The sequence below is a fragment of the Archangium lansingense genome, assembly GCF_026626635.1.
Lineage (GTDB): Bacteria > Myxococcota > Myxococcia > Myxococcales > Myxococcaceae > Archangium > Archangium lansingense.
In genome coordinates this window covers 13,245,273-13,259,492 of sequence record NZ_JAPNKA010000001.1, presented here as the reverse complement: position 1 = coordinate 13,259,492, position 14,220 = coordinate 13,245,273, and the positions used below count along the sequence as shown (strand labels likewise).

Annotated in this window: 15 protein-coding genes and 1 pseudogene; 13 read left to right on the top strand and 3 right to left on the bottom strand. The window is 68.9% G+C overall.

Going from position 1 to position 14,220, the window contains the following annotated elements; translation table 11 throughout:
- Positions 1-217 precede the first annotated feature (217 nt).
- From OV287_RS53570 to OV287_RS53550, 5 genes are all read left to right on the top strand, one after another.
- Positions 218-523, top strand: coding sequence for a hypothetical protein (locus tag OV287_RS53570; RefSeq protein WP_267541833.1), 306 nt, complete (start codon positions 218-220; stop codon positions 521-523).
- 149 nt (positions 524-672) lie between these two features.
- Complete coding sequence (locus tag OV287_RS53565; protein WP_267541832.1) at positions 673-1,296, top strand: C1q-like domain-containing protein; 624 nt, start codon at positions 673-675, stop codon at positions 1,294-1,296.
- A 75-nt stretch (positions 1,297-1,371) separates the two neighbouring features.
- Positions 1,372-2,094 carry a L,D-transpeptidase family protein gene (locus OV287_RS53560; protein ID WP_267541831.1) on the top strand — a complete coding sequence of 241 codons (723 nt, stop codon included), beginning with the start codon at positions 1,372-1,374 and terminating at the stop codon, positions 2,092-2,094.
- A gap of 159 nt (positions 2,095-2,253) precedes the next feature.
- Positions 2,254-3,099 (top strand): aldo/keto reductase, encoded by an 846-nt coding sequence (locus tag OV287_RS53555; RefSeq protein ID WP_267541830.1) that lies wholly within the window; start codon positions 2,254-2,256, stop codon positions 3,097-3,099.
- 113 nt (positions 3,100-3,212) lie between these two features.
- Positions 3,213-4,706, top strand: a complete 1,494-nt coding sequence (locus tag OV287_RS53550; RefSeq protein ID WP_267541829.1) for a methyl-accepting chemotaxis protein — start codon at positions 3,213-3,215, stop codon at positions 4,704-4,706.
- A 13-nt stretch (positions 4,707-4,719) separates the two neighbouring features.
- Here OV287_RS53550 and OV287_RS53545 read toward each other — a convergent pair whose 3' ends face one another.
- Positions 4,720-5,043, bottom strand: coding sequence for a hypothetical protein (locus OV287_RS53545; RefSeq protein WP_267541828.1), 324 nt, complete (start codon positions 5,041-5,043; stop codon positions 4,720-4,722).
- An 18-nt stretch (positions 5,044-5,061) separates the two neighbouring features.
- A complete protein-coding gene (locus OV287_RS53540) occupies positions 5,062-5,559 on the bottom strand; it encodes a hypothetical protein (RefSeq protein WP_267541827.1) in 498 nt (165 codons plus the stop codon).
- A gap of 360 nt (positions 5,560-5,919) precedes the next feature.
- Here OV287_RS53540 and OV287_RS53535 point away from each other — a divergent pair, with 360 nt between their 5' ends.
- From OV287_RS53535 to OV287_RS53525, 3 genes are all read left to right on the top strand, one after another.
- A complete protein-coding gene (locus OV287_RS53535; protein ID WP_267541826.1) occupies positions 5,920-6,273 on the top strand; it encodes a helix-turn-helix transcriptional regulator in 354 nt (117 codons plus the stop codon).
- Between the two features lie 135 nt (positions 6,274-6,408).
- Positions 6,409-6,906, top strand: a complete 498-nt coding sequence (locus tag OV287_RS53530) for a hypothetical protein (protein WP_267541825.1) — start codon at positions 6,409-6,411, stop codon at positions 6,904-6,906.
- A 262-nt stretch (positions 6,907-7,168) separates the two neighbouring features.
- Entirely contained in the window at positions 7,169-8,164 is a 996-nt protein-coding gene (locus tag OV287_RS53525; protein WP_267541824.1) for an inositol monophosphatase family protein, read from the top strand.
- Positions 8,165-8,235: 71 nt separating this feature from the next.
- Here the strand turns inward: OV287_RS53525 and OV287_RS56680 are convergent.
- Positions 8,236-8,730: pseudogene (locus OV287_RS56680) on the bottom strand (MFS transporter); the annotation flags it as partial.
- Positions 8,731-8,902: 172 nt separating this feature from the next.
- Here OV287_RS56680 and OV287_RS53515 point away from each other — a divergent pair.
- The 5 genes from OV287_RS53515 to OV287_RS53495 all read left to right on the top strand — a co-directional run bounded on the left by OV287_RS53515 (position 8,903) and on the right by OV287_RS53495 (position 14,211).
- Entirely contained in the window at positions 8,903-9,877 is a 975-nt protein-coding gene (locus OV287_RS53515; protein WP_267541822.1) for an AAA family ATPase, read from the top strand.
- 16 nt (positions 9,878-9,893) lie between these two features.
- The gene (locus tag OV287_RS53510) at positions 9,894-11,105 is read left to right on the top strand and encodes a DUF58 domain-containing protein (protein ID WP_267541821.1); all 1,212 of its coding nucleotides are present in this window, start codon (positions 9,894-9,896) and stop codon (positions 11,103-11,105) included.
- Entirely contained in the window at positions 11,102-13,054 is a 1,953-nt protein-coding gene (locus OV287_RS53505) for a transglutaminase domain-containing protein (protein ID WP_267541820.1), read from the top strand. The genes OV287_RS53510 and OV287_RS53505 overlap by 4 nt, the downstream gene beginning before the upstream one ends.
- 92 nt (positions 13,055-13,146) lie before the next feature.
- Complete coding sequence (locus tag OV287_RS53500) at positions 13,147-13,842, top strand: hypothetical protein (RefSeq protein ID WP_267541819.1); 696 nt, start codon at positions 13,147-13,149, stop codon at positions 13,840-13,842.
- A 174-nt stretch (positions 13,843-14,016) separates the two neighbouring features.
- A complete protein-coding gene (locus OV287_RS53495; RefSeq protein WP_267541818.1) occupies positions 14,017-14,211 on the top strand; it encodes a hypothetical protein in 195 nt (64 codons plus the stop codon).
- The last annotated feature ends 9 nt before the right edge of the window (positions 14,212-14,220 follow it).

Genomic DNA, 14,220 nt, shown 5'->3' with positions numbered 1-14,220 from the left:
GCGGACCGGCACGCGCTCGGCTCGGGGGAAACAGGTCCAGGTTCGTCACGGTCGGCGGTGCGGTGCGTCAGGAGTCCGCTCGTTCCAGGCCCCTGGCGGGGAGAAGGGCGCGTTCGGTGGGGCGCGTGTTACCTGTCCGACCCGGCATGCGTTAGGATATGAGCCTTCCCACCGAAGCACCGGGAGCCGTCTCGGGCATGTGGGCTAGGATGCATGCATGCCCATCAAGGCGCCAGGAAGGGTCATTGACCTGCAGAGTGAGCGGCAGCGCCGGGGCATGCCGCGCTACCACCGCGAGCCCGTACAGACCTGGCGCCGGAAGGTGAAGCTGACGGTGGCGGGGGTGTGCCTGCTGGGAATCCTCGCCGGACTGCTGTCGGTCGCCATGGAGTCGACGGACACGGCGCCTGGGGAAGAGGATGACGGCCTGTTCGGGTCTCCCTTCCGCTCCTCGAGTGGCGCTAGCCCGGACGTGGAAGCCGGGCCCGCCTGGTTCACGGCCACGGGCGGCGGACGCCGCTGAGTCCGAGTGGGCCCTCGCGTCGGCTCGCCGACACCGAGAGGGAGCGATCCGTTCACCGGCAGCCTGCCTGAGCCCCTGTCCCGGTTGTGGGAGACGCCTCCCAGGCCAAGTCTCCTCGGACCCCGGGAGGCCCGGGAAGGGAGGCTCTCATGAAGACGTCGCGGGTCCTGCTGCTGTCTGGCCTGGTTTCGTTCCTCGCTCCAGGCTTCGCATGGGCGGAGGAGCCCGCCTCGGCGGGGAGGGAGGCCGGGCCTCCGAAAGAGCGGGTGCTCTTCGCGCAGTACAAGACGGTGGACCCCACCACCGCCCGGCAGGCCGAGCTGTCGGCCGGTACCCGTTGCCCGGAGTCGGGCATCGTCGCCTTCAGTGCGAGTGGGAGTGGCCACGTCTCGGAGGGAGGGCTCATGCTGCTGAGCTACCCGACGACGCACACCCAGGAGGGGAGCGGTTGGGCCGCGGGAGGGGGCACCTTCGTCGCGCCGTGTACGGGCCTGTATTTCTTCAACATCTCGTTCGTGAAGGACGCCTATCACTACGGCGCGACCGCGAATGACGTGTTCGTCCACATCCTGAAGAACGGGGCGAACAAGGGCCGCGCGCTGAGTGGACAGGGCCACGTGGACCGGGACACCGGGGTGTACAGCGTTACGCTCTTCCTGGCGCAGGGGGACTATGTCCAGACGTTCGCCTCCAGCGATGGGCGTCTGAAGCGCCACCTGCTGGAGTACAACTTCACGGGCCATCTGGTGAAGCAGGCGGCACAAGGCCTCTGAAGGACTGGCGAGGACGCGGGAGGCCGTGGTGACACCCCATGGAACGGCAACGCGCGCCGGGGTGTCCAGGCGGCCATGATGAAATGGCTCTTGTTGCTGGGACTCTGGGCGGCGCTGCCGGTGCAGGCGAAGGACCGGGTGGCGGAGGCGCGCCGGGCGAAGGCGAGCGTGGTGGCGAAGACCTTCGCGGAGGCGGGGGTCTCCTGGCCGCCCAGCGAGATGTATGTGCGGGCCTTCAAGCAGGAGCGAGTGCTGGAGGTCTGGGCGGGGGAGAAGGGCCAGCGGCTGCGCAAGGTGAAGACGTTCCCCTTCTGCGCGGCCTCGGGGGACATGGGCCCCAAGCGGCGCGAGGGTGATGAGCAGGTGCCCGAGGGCTTCTACACGCTGGACCAGTTCAACCCGTACAGCCAGTTCCACCTGTCCATGCGGGTGAGCTACCCCAACGACTCGGATCGGCGCCTGGGCCAGCGGCCATTGGGGGGCGCCATCTACGTGCATGGCAACTGCATGAGCATCGGCTGCATCGCCATCGAGGACGGCCCCATCGAAGAGCTGTACCTGATGGTGCTGGAGGCGCGGGCGAAGATGAAGCGGGACGTGCCCATCCACATCTTCCCGCGCCGGCTGGACGAGAAGGGCCTGGCCGCGCTGGAGAAGCACCCGAGGGCCACGCCGCAGCTGGTGTCCTTCTGGAAGAGCCTGGAGCCGGGCTGGCGCCACTTCGAGGAGACGCGTCGCCCGCCCCGGGTGTCCGTGGACGCGAAGACGGGTGCCTACTCCGTCAAGCCGGGGCGATGAGCGCGCCCGGGGGGGCGGGACGAGGGGGAGGGGGCCGGGCGTTGGCACTTCTAGGGAAGGCGAGTCGGGAAGGCGAGTGCGGGGCAGGAGCCGCCGGACGCCAGGCCGGCATACCGGGCACAGGGAGGAAATAAGACCCTGGCCCGACGGGGGAGTCACATGGAGAAGCGCGTCTTCGGTTCCACGGGAGTCGAGGTACCGGTGCTCGGGCAGGGCACGTGGCAGATGGAGGATGACGACCGGGCGAGTGCCATCCGGGCGCTCCAGGTGGGGTTGGACCTGGGGATGACGCACGTGGACACCGCGGAGCTGTACGGCTACGGCGAGGTGGAGTTGCTGGTGGGCGAGGCGCTGGCCGGGCGGCGCGACGAGGTGTTCCTCGTGTCCAAGGTGATGCCCAACAACGCCACCTACGAGGGCACCCTCCAGGCCTGTGAGCGCAGTCTGAAGCGGCTGAGGACGGATCGGCTGGACTGCTACCTGCTGCATTGGCCGGGGCCGCACCCGCTGGAGGAGACGCTGCGCGCCTTCGAGCGGCTGCGGACGGACGGAAAGATTCGCTCCTGGGGGGTGAGCAACTTCGACATGGACGACCTGGAGGAGGCGCTGGCCATCGCTGGGCCGGGGCGGACGGCGTGCAACCAGGTGCTCTACCACCTGAGGGAGCGGCAGATTGAGCACCGGGTGCTGCCGTGGTGCGAGCGGCACGGGGTGGCGGTGGTGGGCTACAGCCCCTTTGGGAGTGGGGACTTCCCGGAGCCGGACAGCCCGGACGGGCGGGTGCTGGCGGAGGTGGCGCGGGCCCATGGCGCCACCCCACGTCAGGTGGCGCTGGCCTTCCTGATGAGGCGGCGCTCGCTCTTCTGCATCCCCAAGGCGAGCCGGGAGGCGCATACCCGGGCCAACGCGGCGGCGGGCCGACTGCGGCTGACGGCGAACGACATGGCTCGGCTGGAGGAGGCCTTCCCCCCGGGGCCGATGCAGCGGGAGTTGCCCGTGGTGTAGGGAGAGGTGACTGCCGGTCTGGGCTGAGCAGCCGGGCGAGCGAATGGGCGCGCCGGGGTGAGGGCTGCGTCTGATACCGTGCGCGGACGCTCTCGAGGGAGGTCCTCGGGGCCGTGGCCGAGCACATGGACAACAACCCCCCATCTCCCGATACCGAGGAGAGCTACCATGAGTTCCTGCTGAAGCGAGGGCCGCTACGGCTCGGGAAGCTCACGCTCACGGCGCTGGTGGCCAGCCCGGTGCTGTTCGTGTTGGACATGCTGTACGCGCTGGCCGCGACGGATGCGGGCCTGGATGTGACCCGGGTGGCGTTGGCGCGACTGCCCTGGCTGCTGGTGCCGGCGGCGCTGCTGGCGGTGCGCAAGGTGGTGGATCCGCGCGACCTGCCGGTGGCCATGTACTGGACCACGCTGCTGTACGCGGTGGGCAACGACTGGGCCTTCTACCGGATGGGGCTGGAGGGCTCGGGCTACCACGTGGTGATGGTGTTCCTGAACGTGCTGACGGGCCCGTCCATGCTGCCGGTGCGCCGGTGGGCGCGCATGGCCTTCTACGCGTTGCTGGGCGTGTCGCACCTGGGCTTTGACCTGGCGCTGTCTCGGGCACCGGTGGCGGGCATGCTGGTGTTGGACCTCATCCTGCTGCTGGGCTCGCTGGCGGTGGGGCTGCTGCTGGAGGCGCTGCACTCGGGGCACCGCAAGCAGTTCCACCTGCGGCAGAGCATGCAGCAGGCGCTGAGGGAGCTGGAGGCCTCTCGGGGCAAGGTGGTGGAGACGGGGCGGACGCTGGCGGGCTCGGCGCAGGTGCTCTCGTCGACCATCGCGGACATGTCGCAGCAGGCGGTGCACGTGCGGACGGCGGCGCTGCGCATTGCCACCGCGAGCGAGCAGATGGCGAGCGCGGCGGGAGCGCTGTTCCGGCACTCGAGGGCGAGTGCGACGCAGGCGGAGGAGGCGCAGCGCTACACGGGCGAGGTGGATTCGCTGGTGAGCGGGATGGAGACGAGCCTGTCGGCGATTGGCCAGGCGGTGGTGCGCAGCGCGACGAGTGTGCAGCGGCTGGAGGAGAGCTCGGAGCGCATCCACGGCTTCGTGGAGACCATCCAGGAGATGGCGGCGGCGACGAACATGCTGGCGCTGAACGCGGGAATCGAAGCGGCGCGAGCAGGGGAGCACGGACGGGGCTTCGCGGTGGTGGCGAAGGAAGTGGGCAAGCTGGCGGAGGAGTCGGGGCGGAGCTCGGCGCGGATTGGCGAGGTGGTGGGCGGGGTGACGAAGCAGATGTCGGAGACGTTGAGCGCGGTGGGCCACATCCGGGAGACGACGGAGCGCTTCACGCCGGTGCTGGAGTCGGCGAGGACGACGCTGCGCTCCATCCGCGAAATCGTCCTGCAGAACCAGAAGCTGATGGAGAAGAGCGCCGGGGAGGCGGAGCGTCAGGCGGAGCAGACGACGCACATCTCCCAGGGGTGCGCGACGCTGCTGGAGCTGGTGGACACGTACGCGCAGATGGGCACGGACGTGGCGGCCACGGCGCTCAAGCTGGGGAACATGGCGGACGAGCTGCGCAAGCTGCTGCCCGAGGCGGAGCCCGCTGCGAAATCCTAGCCGGCCCGGGCGCTCAGCGGGGTGAGACAGCAGAGGCGCTCGTGCCCTTGTCGTGGCGGTACACGACGCCCTCCTTCATGACGAAGAAGACCTGCTGCGTGCGGCGGATGTCCTGGAGCGGGTCTCCCGGGACGGCGACCACGTCGGCGAGCTTCCCGGGCGCGAGGGTGCCCAGGGAGTCCTGAACGCCGAGCAGCCCCTTGTCGAGCCGCTCCTGGACACCCTGGAGGGTGAGCGCGGTAGGCACATCCTTGAGGACGACGGCCTTGGGGGCGGGAGGCTCGGCGGCGGAGGCCGGGAGCGCGAGGAGGGAGGCGAGCAGGAGCGCGGGTCTCATGCTCGCCAGCTATCCCACTCAGATGGCGTGCGTCTGGGCCCAGTAGGAGATGACGGCCTCGTCGTCGACGATGCGGGAGTGGAAGTGGTCCCAGATGTCGGTGATGGCGACGGCGTGGCCCTTGGTCAGCTTGGGGGTGAGATAGAGGGCGTAGTAGTGGGCGCCGCTGCCATCGTCGACGGGGCCGAGCTTGTCGAGCGGGCGTTTCGTGACGGGGCACAGCAGGGTGCAGCGGGTGCCAGGCGAGATGTCGGTGAAGCCCACCTTGCGCTTGTCGCCGTGGATGGGGGAGAGGTGGACAACGCCCTCGCGCCCGTCGGGGGTGCGCAGCAGCAGGCTGACGGCGGGGTAGCCGTTGAACTTTATGTCCGAGAAGCCGGCGAGGTTGTCACCGCCGGGGCCGAACGCCTGGGTCACCACGAGCGTGACGTTGTCGGAGACGGCCTGAAGACTGTCGTGCTGCTGGGGGATGTCGTGGACCTGGAGGTTCCGGGTGTCGACGTGTTCCTTGGGCATGGGTGAGGCCTCCTGGGGGACGGAGCCGTAAAGCGGGGGGAGACGCACCATAACTACGGAGGTTGCGCGCGAACACCCCCTGCCGCGCCGCTTTTCGGCGCGTCTCACCCCTGCAGCCACACTCGGAGCGAACCAGGGGATTTCGCAGAGAGCGGGGAGCCACCACTCGCACATCTCATCACTCGCGTACTGGGGCGCGAAGCCGCCCGCGTCGCCCAGAGGAGGGTGCCGACTCCCGGGGTCAGGTCACCATACCTCTAAAGGGGGGAGGTGTCGGGTCAACCACTCGAATTGGTAGTGGGCATTGACAGGACGTACCGAGTACGTAAGGTAGGGCGTGTCTCCTGGAGGCCCCGTCGCATGCCCCGGCTCTCGGCTCGTGTTGAACGTCCATTGGCGATGAACCTCGGTACCATGGCCCATGCCGCCCGCATGCGGGCCGGGCTCACCCAGGCGGAGGTGGCGCGCCGGGTGGGCGTGCAGCTCGAGGTGTATGGCCGCATCGAGCGCGGCGAGATGTTCCCCAGCGTCCCCACGCTGCGGCGCATCTGCGTGGCGCTGGAGATTCCCTCCGATGAGCTGCTGGGGCTGGATGCTCCGCAGCCCTTGGGTCTGCGCCGGCTGGTGAGCGCCGCGCGAGGCCTGAGGAACTCGCAGCTCCGGTTGCTGCACCGGCTCGCGGAGTCTCTTCATCCTTCACCCCGGGAGGAGTGAGACGGAGACATGGCGTGTCGTGGGATGTTCCGGTAGATGCGCCATGGGGGAGCACGATGGATGAATATTCTGCTTCACCCCTCGTCCGTTCCCGGACGGGCCGGCGTCCATCATCACATCCAGAGAGAGACAGACATGCTGAAGCGTCAGTGGACCGTTGTCGCCGCGCTCGCCGTCATGGCGACCCAGACCGCCTGCTACAACACGCGAGTGGCCACCCGTGCCCAGCCCGCGGGGCCGGCGTATACGGACCGGCAGTGGTTCGCGGTCGGTGGGCTCGCGAACCTGTCGCAGCCGGCGGCGCAGAACTGCCAGCACGGTGTCTCCTGGACGGAGAGCAAGCTGAGCGGCACTGACTGGCTCATCAACGTGGGACTGGGCGTGGCCGGTGGCATCGCCGGCGCGCTGGCGTGTAGCAACGGCACCGGTGATTGGAATGATGTCGCAGGGCAGGTCGGCTGCGGGTGGGTCGGCGCCGCGCTGGTGCCCTTCCTGCTGTCGTCGCGGACGGTGGAGTACACCTGCGCCGCGGCCCCCGACTACAATCGCCCGGCGTACATGCCGCCCCCCACGAACAACATGATGCCCCCTCCGGCGCCCGCTGCGGCTCCGGAGTCTGCTTCGCAGTACTAGGTCTGCCTCCACACCGCCTCCGCATCGCGGTCACACGCGGAGGAACGGACGTCCTGGTGCCAGGGTCCTGCTGGTGCCGGGCTTTGGGGGACGAGGTGACGTGCACTCCCGGAGTCTTCCTGGGTGAGGCAGGTGGCCGCGGAAGCGGGGGCTGGGTCCATCCTGAGAGCAGGTGCCGGTGACGCGCGGAGCGGATTCAGCGTCCAGGCTGCTGCTCAAATGACGGTGCGTACCTAGAGTCCTCTAAGGAGCAGTCCCCGCGATGGAGCAGTCGAGCGTGCGAGAGCTACAACCCCTTGTCGATGCGGTGCGGCTCGCCTGCGAGCTGTGTCGCCGGTTGCAGGCTGCCAAGACTGGTGTCAGCCGCAAGAGCGACTCCAGCCCTGTGACGATCGCGGACTACGGGGCCCAGGCGCTCATCTGCCGCGCCATTGCCCGCTACTTCGCCGAGGACGGGGTCATCGCCGAGGAGGCGGGCGAGGCGTTCCTCTCCCTGCCGCCAGCGGAGCGAGAGCAGGCGGTACGGCTGGTGGGCAAGCTGCTGGGCGAGCCGGTGACCGAGGAGCACTTCGTGCGCTGGCTGAACCACGGGAGGGGCGTGCGAGCGGACCGGGTATGGGTCATCGATCCCATCGACGGGACGGAGGGCTTCATCCAGGGGCGCGGCTACGCGGTGTGCGTGGGCTCTCTGGTGGAGGGCCTGCCGGTGGATGGCATCATCGGCGCGCCGGTGTCGCCGCTGGACGAGGGCGGCACGCTCTTCTTCACGGACGCGGGGAAGGCCTGGTCGGAGACGCTCGAGGGGAGCGAGCCGCGCGAGCTGCACGTGTCCGACCGCGTGGACCCACCGAGCATCCGGGTGGTGGAGAGCTACATCATGGGCCGGCGCTCGCGGGAGATCGCGGACCGGGTGTACGGGGCGGCGGGGTTCGACGCGCGGCGCATCAAGCGCTACGACGGGATGATCAAATACGCGTTGGTGGCGGCGGGGGCGGCGGACCTGTTCATCCGAGGGCCGCGGGACATCCGCAAGAATCCGCACAAGACGTGGGACCACGTGGCGGGCACGGCGCTGGTGCAGGCGGCGGGGGGGCGGGTATCAGGGCTGGATGGGCGGCAGGTGGACTTCTCGCAGGGCGCGGAGCTGCGCGGCACGCTGGGGCTCATCGCGAGCAACGGGCTCATCCACGAGCGTGTCGTCGAGGCGATGACGCGGGCAGCTGGGCAGGAGTGGGGTTTTCTGCGTCCGCCGGACTGAGGTGGGGGCGGTACTCGGCGAGCACGTCCGAGGGGCCGCGCCACAGGCCACGCGTCCACCACAGCCACCAGGTGCCATACGTGGTGCTGGAGGGGGCGGCGGATGCCGGCGACGAGGAGGGCGGAGACGAGGAAGGTGGAGGCGTTGAGGACGAGACTGACCTCGCGGCCGAAGGCGACGGTGGCGAGACCGCCCACGGCGGCGCCGATGAAGAGCATGGTGCCCCAGACGCTGCCGAGGGTGGCCTGGGCGATGGGCAGCTCCTCGGGGGGGACGACGTTGGGGACGGAGGCCTCGGCGACGGGGTCAAAGAAGGAGGAGAGGGCGGCGAGCAGGGCGACGCAGGAGATGGCGAGCACGGGCGAGCGCAGGCGCAGGGAAGCGAGCAGGCCGAGGGCAGGCAGGATGCGCAGCAGGTCGACGGTGACCATGAGGCGCTTGCGATCGACGCGATCGGCGATGAGGCCGGCGAGGGGGGACAAGAGGAAGACGGGGAGGACGCTGGCGGCGAAGACGGCGGCGGCGGAGCCGGGGCGGCCAGTGGACTCGGTGACGAAGCCGCTGATGGCGACTTAGGCGAACCAGTCGCCGAGCAGGGAGACGACGGTGGCGGAGAAGAGCCGGCGGTAGTCCGGGTTGTGCCGCAGGAGGGGGAGCACGCTGCGGACAGAGGCGGGGGAGGCCTTGGGGGTGGGGGGAGCCTATCTGGGGGCGGTGCTGGTACGCTGCGTGCCCAGAATGTCCTCTTCTCCTGTGAAGGTTCCTGTCACGGAGCGTGCGTCCGTGGTGCGCGCGCTGGTGTCCCGGCTGGTCGACAACCTGGAGCGCGTCATCCGCGGCAAGCGCGAGTCACTGGAGCTGGTGCTGTGCTCGGTGGCGGCGGGGGGGCACGTGCTGCTGGAGGACGTGCCGGGCACGGGGAAGACGACGCTGGCCAAGGCACTGGCGTTGAGCATTGGAGGCAACTTCAAGCGGGTGCAGTTCACGCCGGACCTGTTGCCCACGGACATTGTCGGAGCATCCATCTTCAACCCGCAGGAGGGGAGCTTCCGGTTCCGAGCGGGGCCGCTCTTTGCCAACGTGTTGATCGCGGATGAGATCAACCGCGCGTCGCCGAGGACGCAGTCGGCGCTGCTGGAGGCGCTGAGCGAGGGGCAGGTGACGGTGGACGGGCAGACGCACGTGCTGGCGCCGCCGTTTCTGTGCATTGCGACGCAGAACCCGGTGGAGTTCCACGGGACGTACCCGTTGCCGGAGGCGTCGCTGGACCGGTTCGCGGTGCAGCTGTCGCTGGGGTACCTGCCGGAGGGGGAGGAGCGGACGCTGCTGATGACGCGCTCGGGTCCGCCGCCGCTGGAGGGGATGAAGGCGGTGTGCACGGTGGAGGAGGTGGTGGAGCTGCAGCGGCAGGTGCAGGAAGTGAAGCTGGAGGAGTCGGTGGCGGACTACCTCTTGCGGATTGTCCAGGCAACGCGAAGCAACCCGAGCATCCGACTGGGAGTGTCGACGCGAGGGGCTCTGCTGTACGGGAGGATGGCGAGGGCGAGGGCGCTGATGCAGGGGCGGGACTACGTGCTGCCGGAGGACCTGAAGGTGCTGGCGGTGCCGGTGTTGGCACACAGACTGGTGCTGGACACGAGGGCCCGGTACGCGGGAGCGGACAAGCGGGCGCTGACGAAGGACCTGGTGGGCGCCGTGTCGGTGCCGCGGTAGGGAGGAGAGACCGCGCATGGCTCGCCGTCGCCGCTGGTCCTTCCTGATGCCGCCCGAGGACCACGGATTCATCCGTTTCCTCCAGGACCGGTACCACGGGCTGCTCACTCCCGTGGGCCGCGTGGTGCTGTGGTCGGCGCTGGCGGCGGGCTTCCTGCTGCTGGGCGGGCTCGTGGCACCGCTCATCCTCTTCTTCTCCTTCGCTGTGTGCTCGCTGGCCGCGGCCGCCGTGGTGGGTCTGCCCTTCCGCCCGCGCGTCTCACTCACGCGCCTGTTCCCGCCGCCGGTGTCCGCGGGAGACACGCTCACCTACCGCGTGCGCGTGGAGAACACGGGCCGGCGCACCGTGCGTCACATCGCGGTCGAGGAGCGCCTGCTGCCTTCCGAGCTCCGGCCGGTGGGCGAGCCCCCCATCATCGACTCCCTGGCTCCCGGTGAGCGCACGGAGGTGACGCTGCGCCTCAAGTGCACCACGCGTGGTGTCTACGCGCTGGGGGCGCTCCAGGCCGCGAGCCTCTTCCCCTCGGCGCTGGTGAAGAGCCCGAGGCGCTCGCCTACGAAGGACCGGCTGCTGGTCTACCCGCGCTTCACCCCACTCGAGTCCCTGGAGGTGCCGCACGGGCGCAACTACCAGCCCGGAGGCATCTCGGTGGCCTCGCAGGTGGGCGAGTCCACGGAGTTCTTCGGCACTCGGGACTGGCATGACGGGGACCGGACGCGAGACATCCACTGGCCGTCCTTCGCGCGCACCGGCCGGCTGGTGGTGAAGGAGTTCCAGGAGGAGTTCTTCGTCCGGCTGGCGATGGTGCTGGACGTGCAGTCGCGCTCGACGAAGGAGGATGCGCTGCTGGAGAAGGCGCTCTCGCTGGCCGCGGGCATGGCGGATGTGCTGGCTCGCCAGGAGTACATCATCGACCTGTTCGCCGCCGGCCCGCAGGTGTTCCACTTCCAGGCGGGGCGAGCGCTGGCGCACTTCGAGCACATCCTCGAAATCCTCGCGGCCATCGAGTCGGGCGAGCGGTTGAACCTGGAGGCGCTGGAGGCGGCGCTGCTGCCCGAGGCGAGCCAGCTGTCGGCGGTCATCTTCGTGGTGATGGACTGGGAGCCCTCGCGGGCGGCGCTGGTGGAGAAGCTCAAGGCGCACGGGGTGGCGGTGCGGGTGCTCTCCGTGAGGCCGGACCGAGCGCCGGTGGGCCTGGCGCCGGAAGAGGTGGTGGAGCTGTCATGAGCGAGCCCTCGGACAACGTCTCCCGGTACGGCCGGCTCGTCGAGCTGTTGCCAGTCTTCGCGGCGCTGGTGGTGCACGCGGTGGCGCACGGGCGGTGGCTGTTGTGCGCGCCGGTGATGGTGGGGCTCGTGTGGGCGGGAGTGTCGGGCGTGCGGGTGTCCTACTCACCAGCGCGGCTGCTCATCGCGGGAGCGGTGGGGGTCGCGGCGGGGGCGGGGATGCTCTGGGTGAGCGAGCCGCCGACGGCGCCCTTTCCACCCAACATCTTCGGCCCGCTGTGCGGAGCGCTGGTGGGGCTCTCCGTGCTGTGCGCGCTGGGGCGCAACCGGTACTTCGCGTGGACGTATGCGTGCCTGCTGGTGGCGCTGAGCATGCGCGTGCGGGAGATGCAGGCGGTGGGGTGGGTGCTGGGCGGGCTGGTGCTGAGCGTGCTGCTGGTGGCCTTCCTCGAGGGAGGGCTGGGGCGCACGGGCCCGCGGGCCGCGGTGGGCTTCGGCGTCTTCGTGGTGCTGGTGCTGGGACTGTCGCTGGGGCTGACGCGGACCATCTGGGCCAGCGAGGGCGTGCTGATGGACGCGGTGTACCGGATGACGAGCGGCACCAATGCCGGCGCTGGCTCGGAGTTCCAGTCTCAGGTGGACCTGCGCAGCCTGGAGCGCAAGCCACGAGGCTCCGAGCGCCCGCTGCTGGTGCTCTCCGGTGCGGCGCCCGCGCGACTGAGGACGCGGGTGTTCGACGTATTCGACGGCTCGCGGTGGACGACGTCGAAGGAGCTGGCGGAGCAGCGGCTGGAGTTGCCCTCGGCAGGGGCGGAGAAGGAGCGGACGCTGGCACTGACGGTGCTATCGCCTCTGGGGGCGTGGCTGCCGGCGCCGGCGGGGACGCGAGCGGTGGAGGGCGTGCGGCCGGAGGTGCGGGGCGGCTGGGTGTTGAAGGCGGAGGAGCTGGAGGGCACCACGCTGGCGCTGCGCACGGGCGAGCAGGAGCACCTGCTGCCGGAGGAGGCCCCCGGGGACGGACTCACCGCATTGCCGGAGGAGCTGCGCGAGGAGCTGCGCCCGCTGGCGGAGGAGCTGACGCGGAAGGCGAGCACGCCGCGCGAGAAGGCTCGGGCGCTGGAGGCGTACTTCCACGACCACTTCGAGTACTCGCTGTACGTGGACCTGAGGGGAGAGGGGAGCCCGCTGGCGGTGATGGTGCGGGAGAAGCGAGCGGCGTACTGCACGTACTTCGCGAGCGCGATGGCGGCGCTGCTGCGCACGGTGGACGTGCCTGCGCGGGTGGTGGGGGGCTTCGCACCGGAGGACAACAATCCGCTCACGGGGGCCACGCTGGTGCGCGAGCGGGACGCACACGCCTGGGTGGAGGTGTTCCTCGCGGACGAGGGGCGCTTCGTGGCGTTTGATCCAACGCCGTGGAGGAGCCGGGACGATGCGCTCGGGCTGACGCAGGAGAAGAAGGGCTTCTTCGGGAACATGGTGGGGGCGGTGGGGACGTTCCTGCGCGAGGTGGGGGCGGGGCTGCGCTACCAGCCGTTGGCGCAGGCGAAGGCGTTGGTGGGCTCGCCGGTGTTCGGAGTGCTGGCAGCGGGGGTGCTGCTGTGGCGGCTGCGCGTGGGGAAGAAGGGCGAGCGGAAGAAAGAGCAGCGCGAGGCGATGGGGACGAGGGACGTGCGGCTGGCGGCGGTGTACGCGCGCTACCTCAAGACGCTCAAGAAGAGGGCGGGCCTGGTGCCGAAGCCCTCGGAGACGGACGACGAGCTACTGTCGAGGCTGCGCGCGGCGAAGGGGGACGAGGTGGCGGAGGTGGCGGCGGAGTTCCTCGCGCACTACCGCGAGGCGCGCTACCGGGGAGTGCCCACGGGAGCGGAGCGCGAGACCGTGCTGGTGGAGCAACTGGACGCGAAGCTGCGCGCCATTCCCTCTCCCTCCGGGAGAGGGGCGGGGTGAGGGTGCCTGTTCAATCCGCGCGACCGCGTCCCCGCGTGTCGCCTATCTTACGACTGACTTCCACTGTCAGTGAGCAGCCTGGAGAACTTTGAGTGGCGAATCCTCTGCATGAACTCTTGGATAAGTTGTACGCGGACTTCAATCGGTGGACGGGGGAGTCGCGTCAGAAACACCCCGAAATTGAGATTGTCTGGAACAAGGACCTGGACCGGTTTCGCGATGCGAAGGAGAAGTTCCGGATCAAGTGGATTGTTGTCGGTCACAATCCCGGGAAGAAGGAACGCGGAGACCGCAACGAGGCTGGGCTGTGGATGGGCCGGTACTTCCACCCCGAAGGGTCAAGCGGTTCCTGGACCCGCCTCGTTCTCGCTCATGACGTGCGCTGTTTGAGAGACGAGGTCTTGTTCCTGGAGAAGACGCCCATTTGCAGTGACGACGTTGAGGGATTGAAGAAGAAGAAGGGCAAGGGAGACAATCCTCTTTTCACAGAGATGTTGGAGGGGATGGCCAAGGCGGTTCATGACCTGCAAGAGGCCACGGAGGCGTCTGTTTGGATTCAGGGATACTCAGACGCTTGTTTTGAAAAGTTCTTTCAGAAACTTGGCGATCTCTACGGCGCCACCGAAGCGGCCAAGGTGCGAAAGAAGAGGGTCTTCAAGACACCTCACATAGGCAATATCATAAGAAGTGGAAATGCCTTTCCAGTGGAGAGCTTGCTTGAAGAAGGGTTGGCGAAGGCCCTTCCCGAAATTGAGGGGTTCGAGTGGCTGGCACCGGAATCTGGTTGAGTTCTGGTCCATCATATGGCCCGTCCTGCGCGATGCTTTCTTGGTGGGGCCTTCAAGCGGGATGCTCGCCCCGTTTCGCGGATGGCGAGCATGTCGAGATAGTGAAGCCTTCAACTGACTTCCGTGTGAGCGCCAAGCCTACGGACCGAGAAGGCCAAGGCGCTGGAGCAAGCGTTGAACTTCGTGGACACGGCCATGAGCCCGGAGAAACGTGAAGCTCTCATTGCGGAGTTCATGTGGACCGAGGCCATTCCGTTCCTCGAGTCGCTAGCGACGCTGAAGGGCATTCGAACCGCGGTCGAGACCCAGCAGCTACGCGGTGGCATGGTCCCAGAGAGCCTACGAGACCTGCTCGCCAGGAAGCCCTGACGCAGGTCC

Bases quoted from the DNA above. Each gene is read 5' to 3' on its own strand.
- OV287_RS53530 (WP_267541825.1), top strand. From the start codon at position 6,409: ATGCTGAAGCGTCAGTGGACCGTTGTCGCCGCGCTCGCCGTCATGGCG.
- OV287_RS53525 (WP_267541824.1), top strand. From the start codon at position 7,169: ATGGAGCAGTCGAGCGTGCGAGAGCTACAACCCCTTGTCGATGCGGTG.
- OV287_RS53505 (WP_267541820.1), top strand. From the start codon at position 11,102: ATGAGCGAGCCCTCGGACAACGTCTCCCGGTACGGCCGGCTCGTCGAG.
- OV287_RS53545 (WP_267541828.1), bottom strand. From the start codon at position 5,043: ATGAGACCCGCGCTCCTGCTCGCCTCCCTCCTCGCGCTCCCGGCCTCC.
- OV287_RS53565 (WP_267541832.1), top strand. From the start codon at position 673: ATGAAGACGTCGCGGGTCCTGCTGCTGTCTGGCCTGGTTTCGTTCCTC.
- OV287_RS53560 (WP_267541831.1), top strand. From the start codon at position 1,372: ATGATGAAATGGCTCTTGTTGCTGGGACTCTGGGCGGCGCTGCCGGTG.
- OV287_RS53555 (WP_267541830.1), top strand. From the start codon at position 2,254: ATGGAGAAGCGCGTCTTCGGTTCCACGGGAGTCGAGGTACCGGTGCTC.
- OV287_RS53535 (WP_267541826.1), top strand. From the start codon at position 5,920: ATGCCCCGGCTCTCGGCTCGTGTTGAACGTCCATTGGCGATGAACCTC.
- OV287_RS53570 (WP_267541833.1), top strand. From the start codon at position 218: ATGCCCATCAAGGCGCCAGGAAGGGTCATTGACCTGCAGAGTGAGCGG.
- OV287_RS53510 (WP_267541821.1), top strand. From the start codon at position 9,894: ATGGCTCGCCGTCGCCGCTGGTCCTTCCTGATGCCGCCCGAGGACCAC.
- OV287_RS53540 (WP_267541827.1), bottom strand. From the start codon at position 5,559: ATGCCCAAGGAACACGTCGACACCCGGAACCTCCAGGTCCACGACATC.
- OV287_RS53515 (WP_267541822.1), top strand. From the start codon at position 8,903: ATGTCCTCTTCTCCTGTGAAGGTTCCTGTCACGGAGCGTGCGTCCGTG.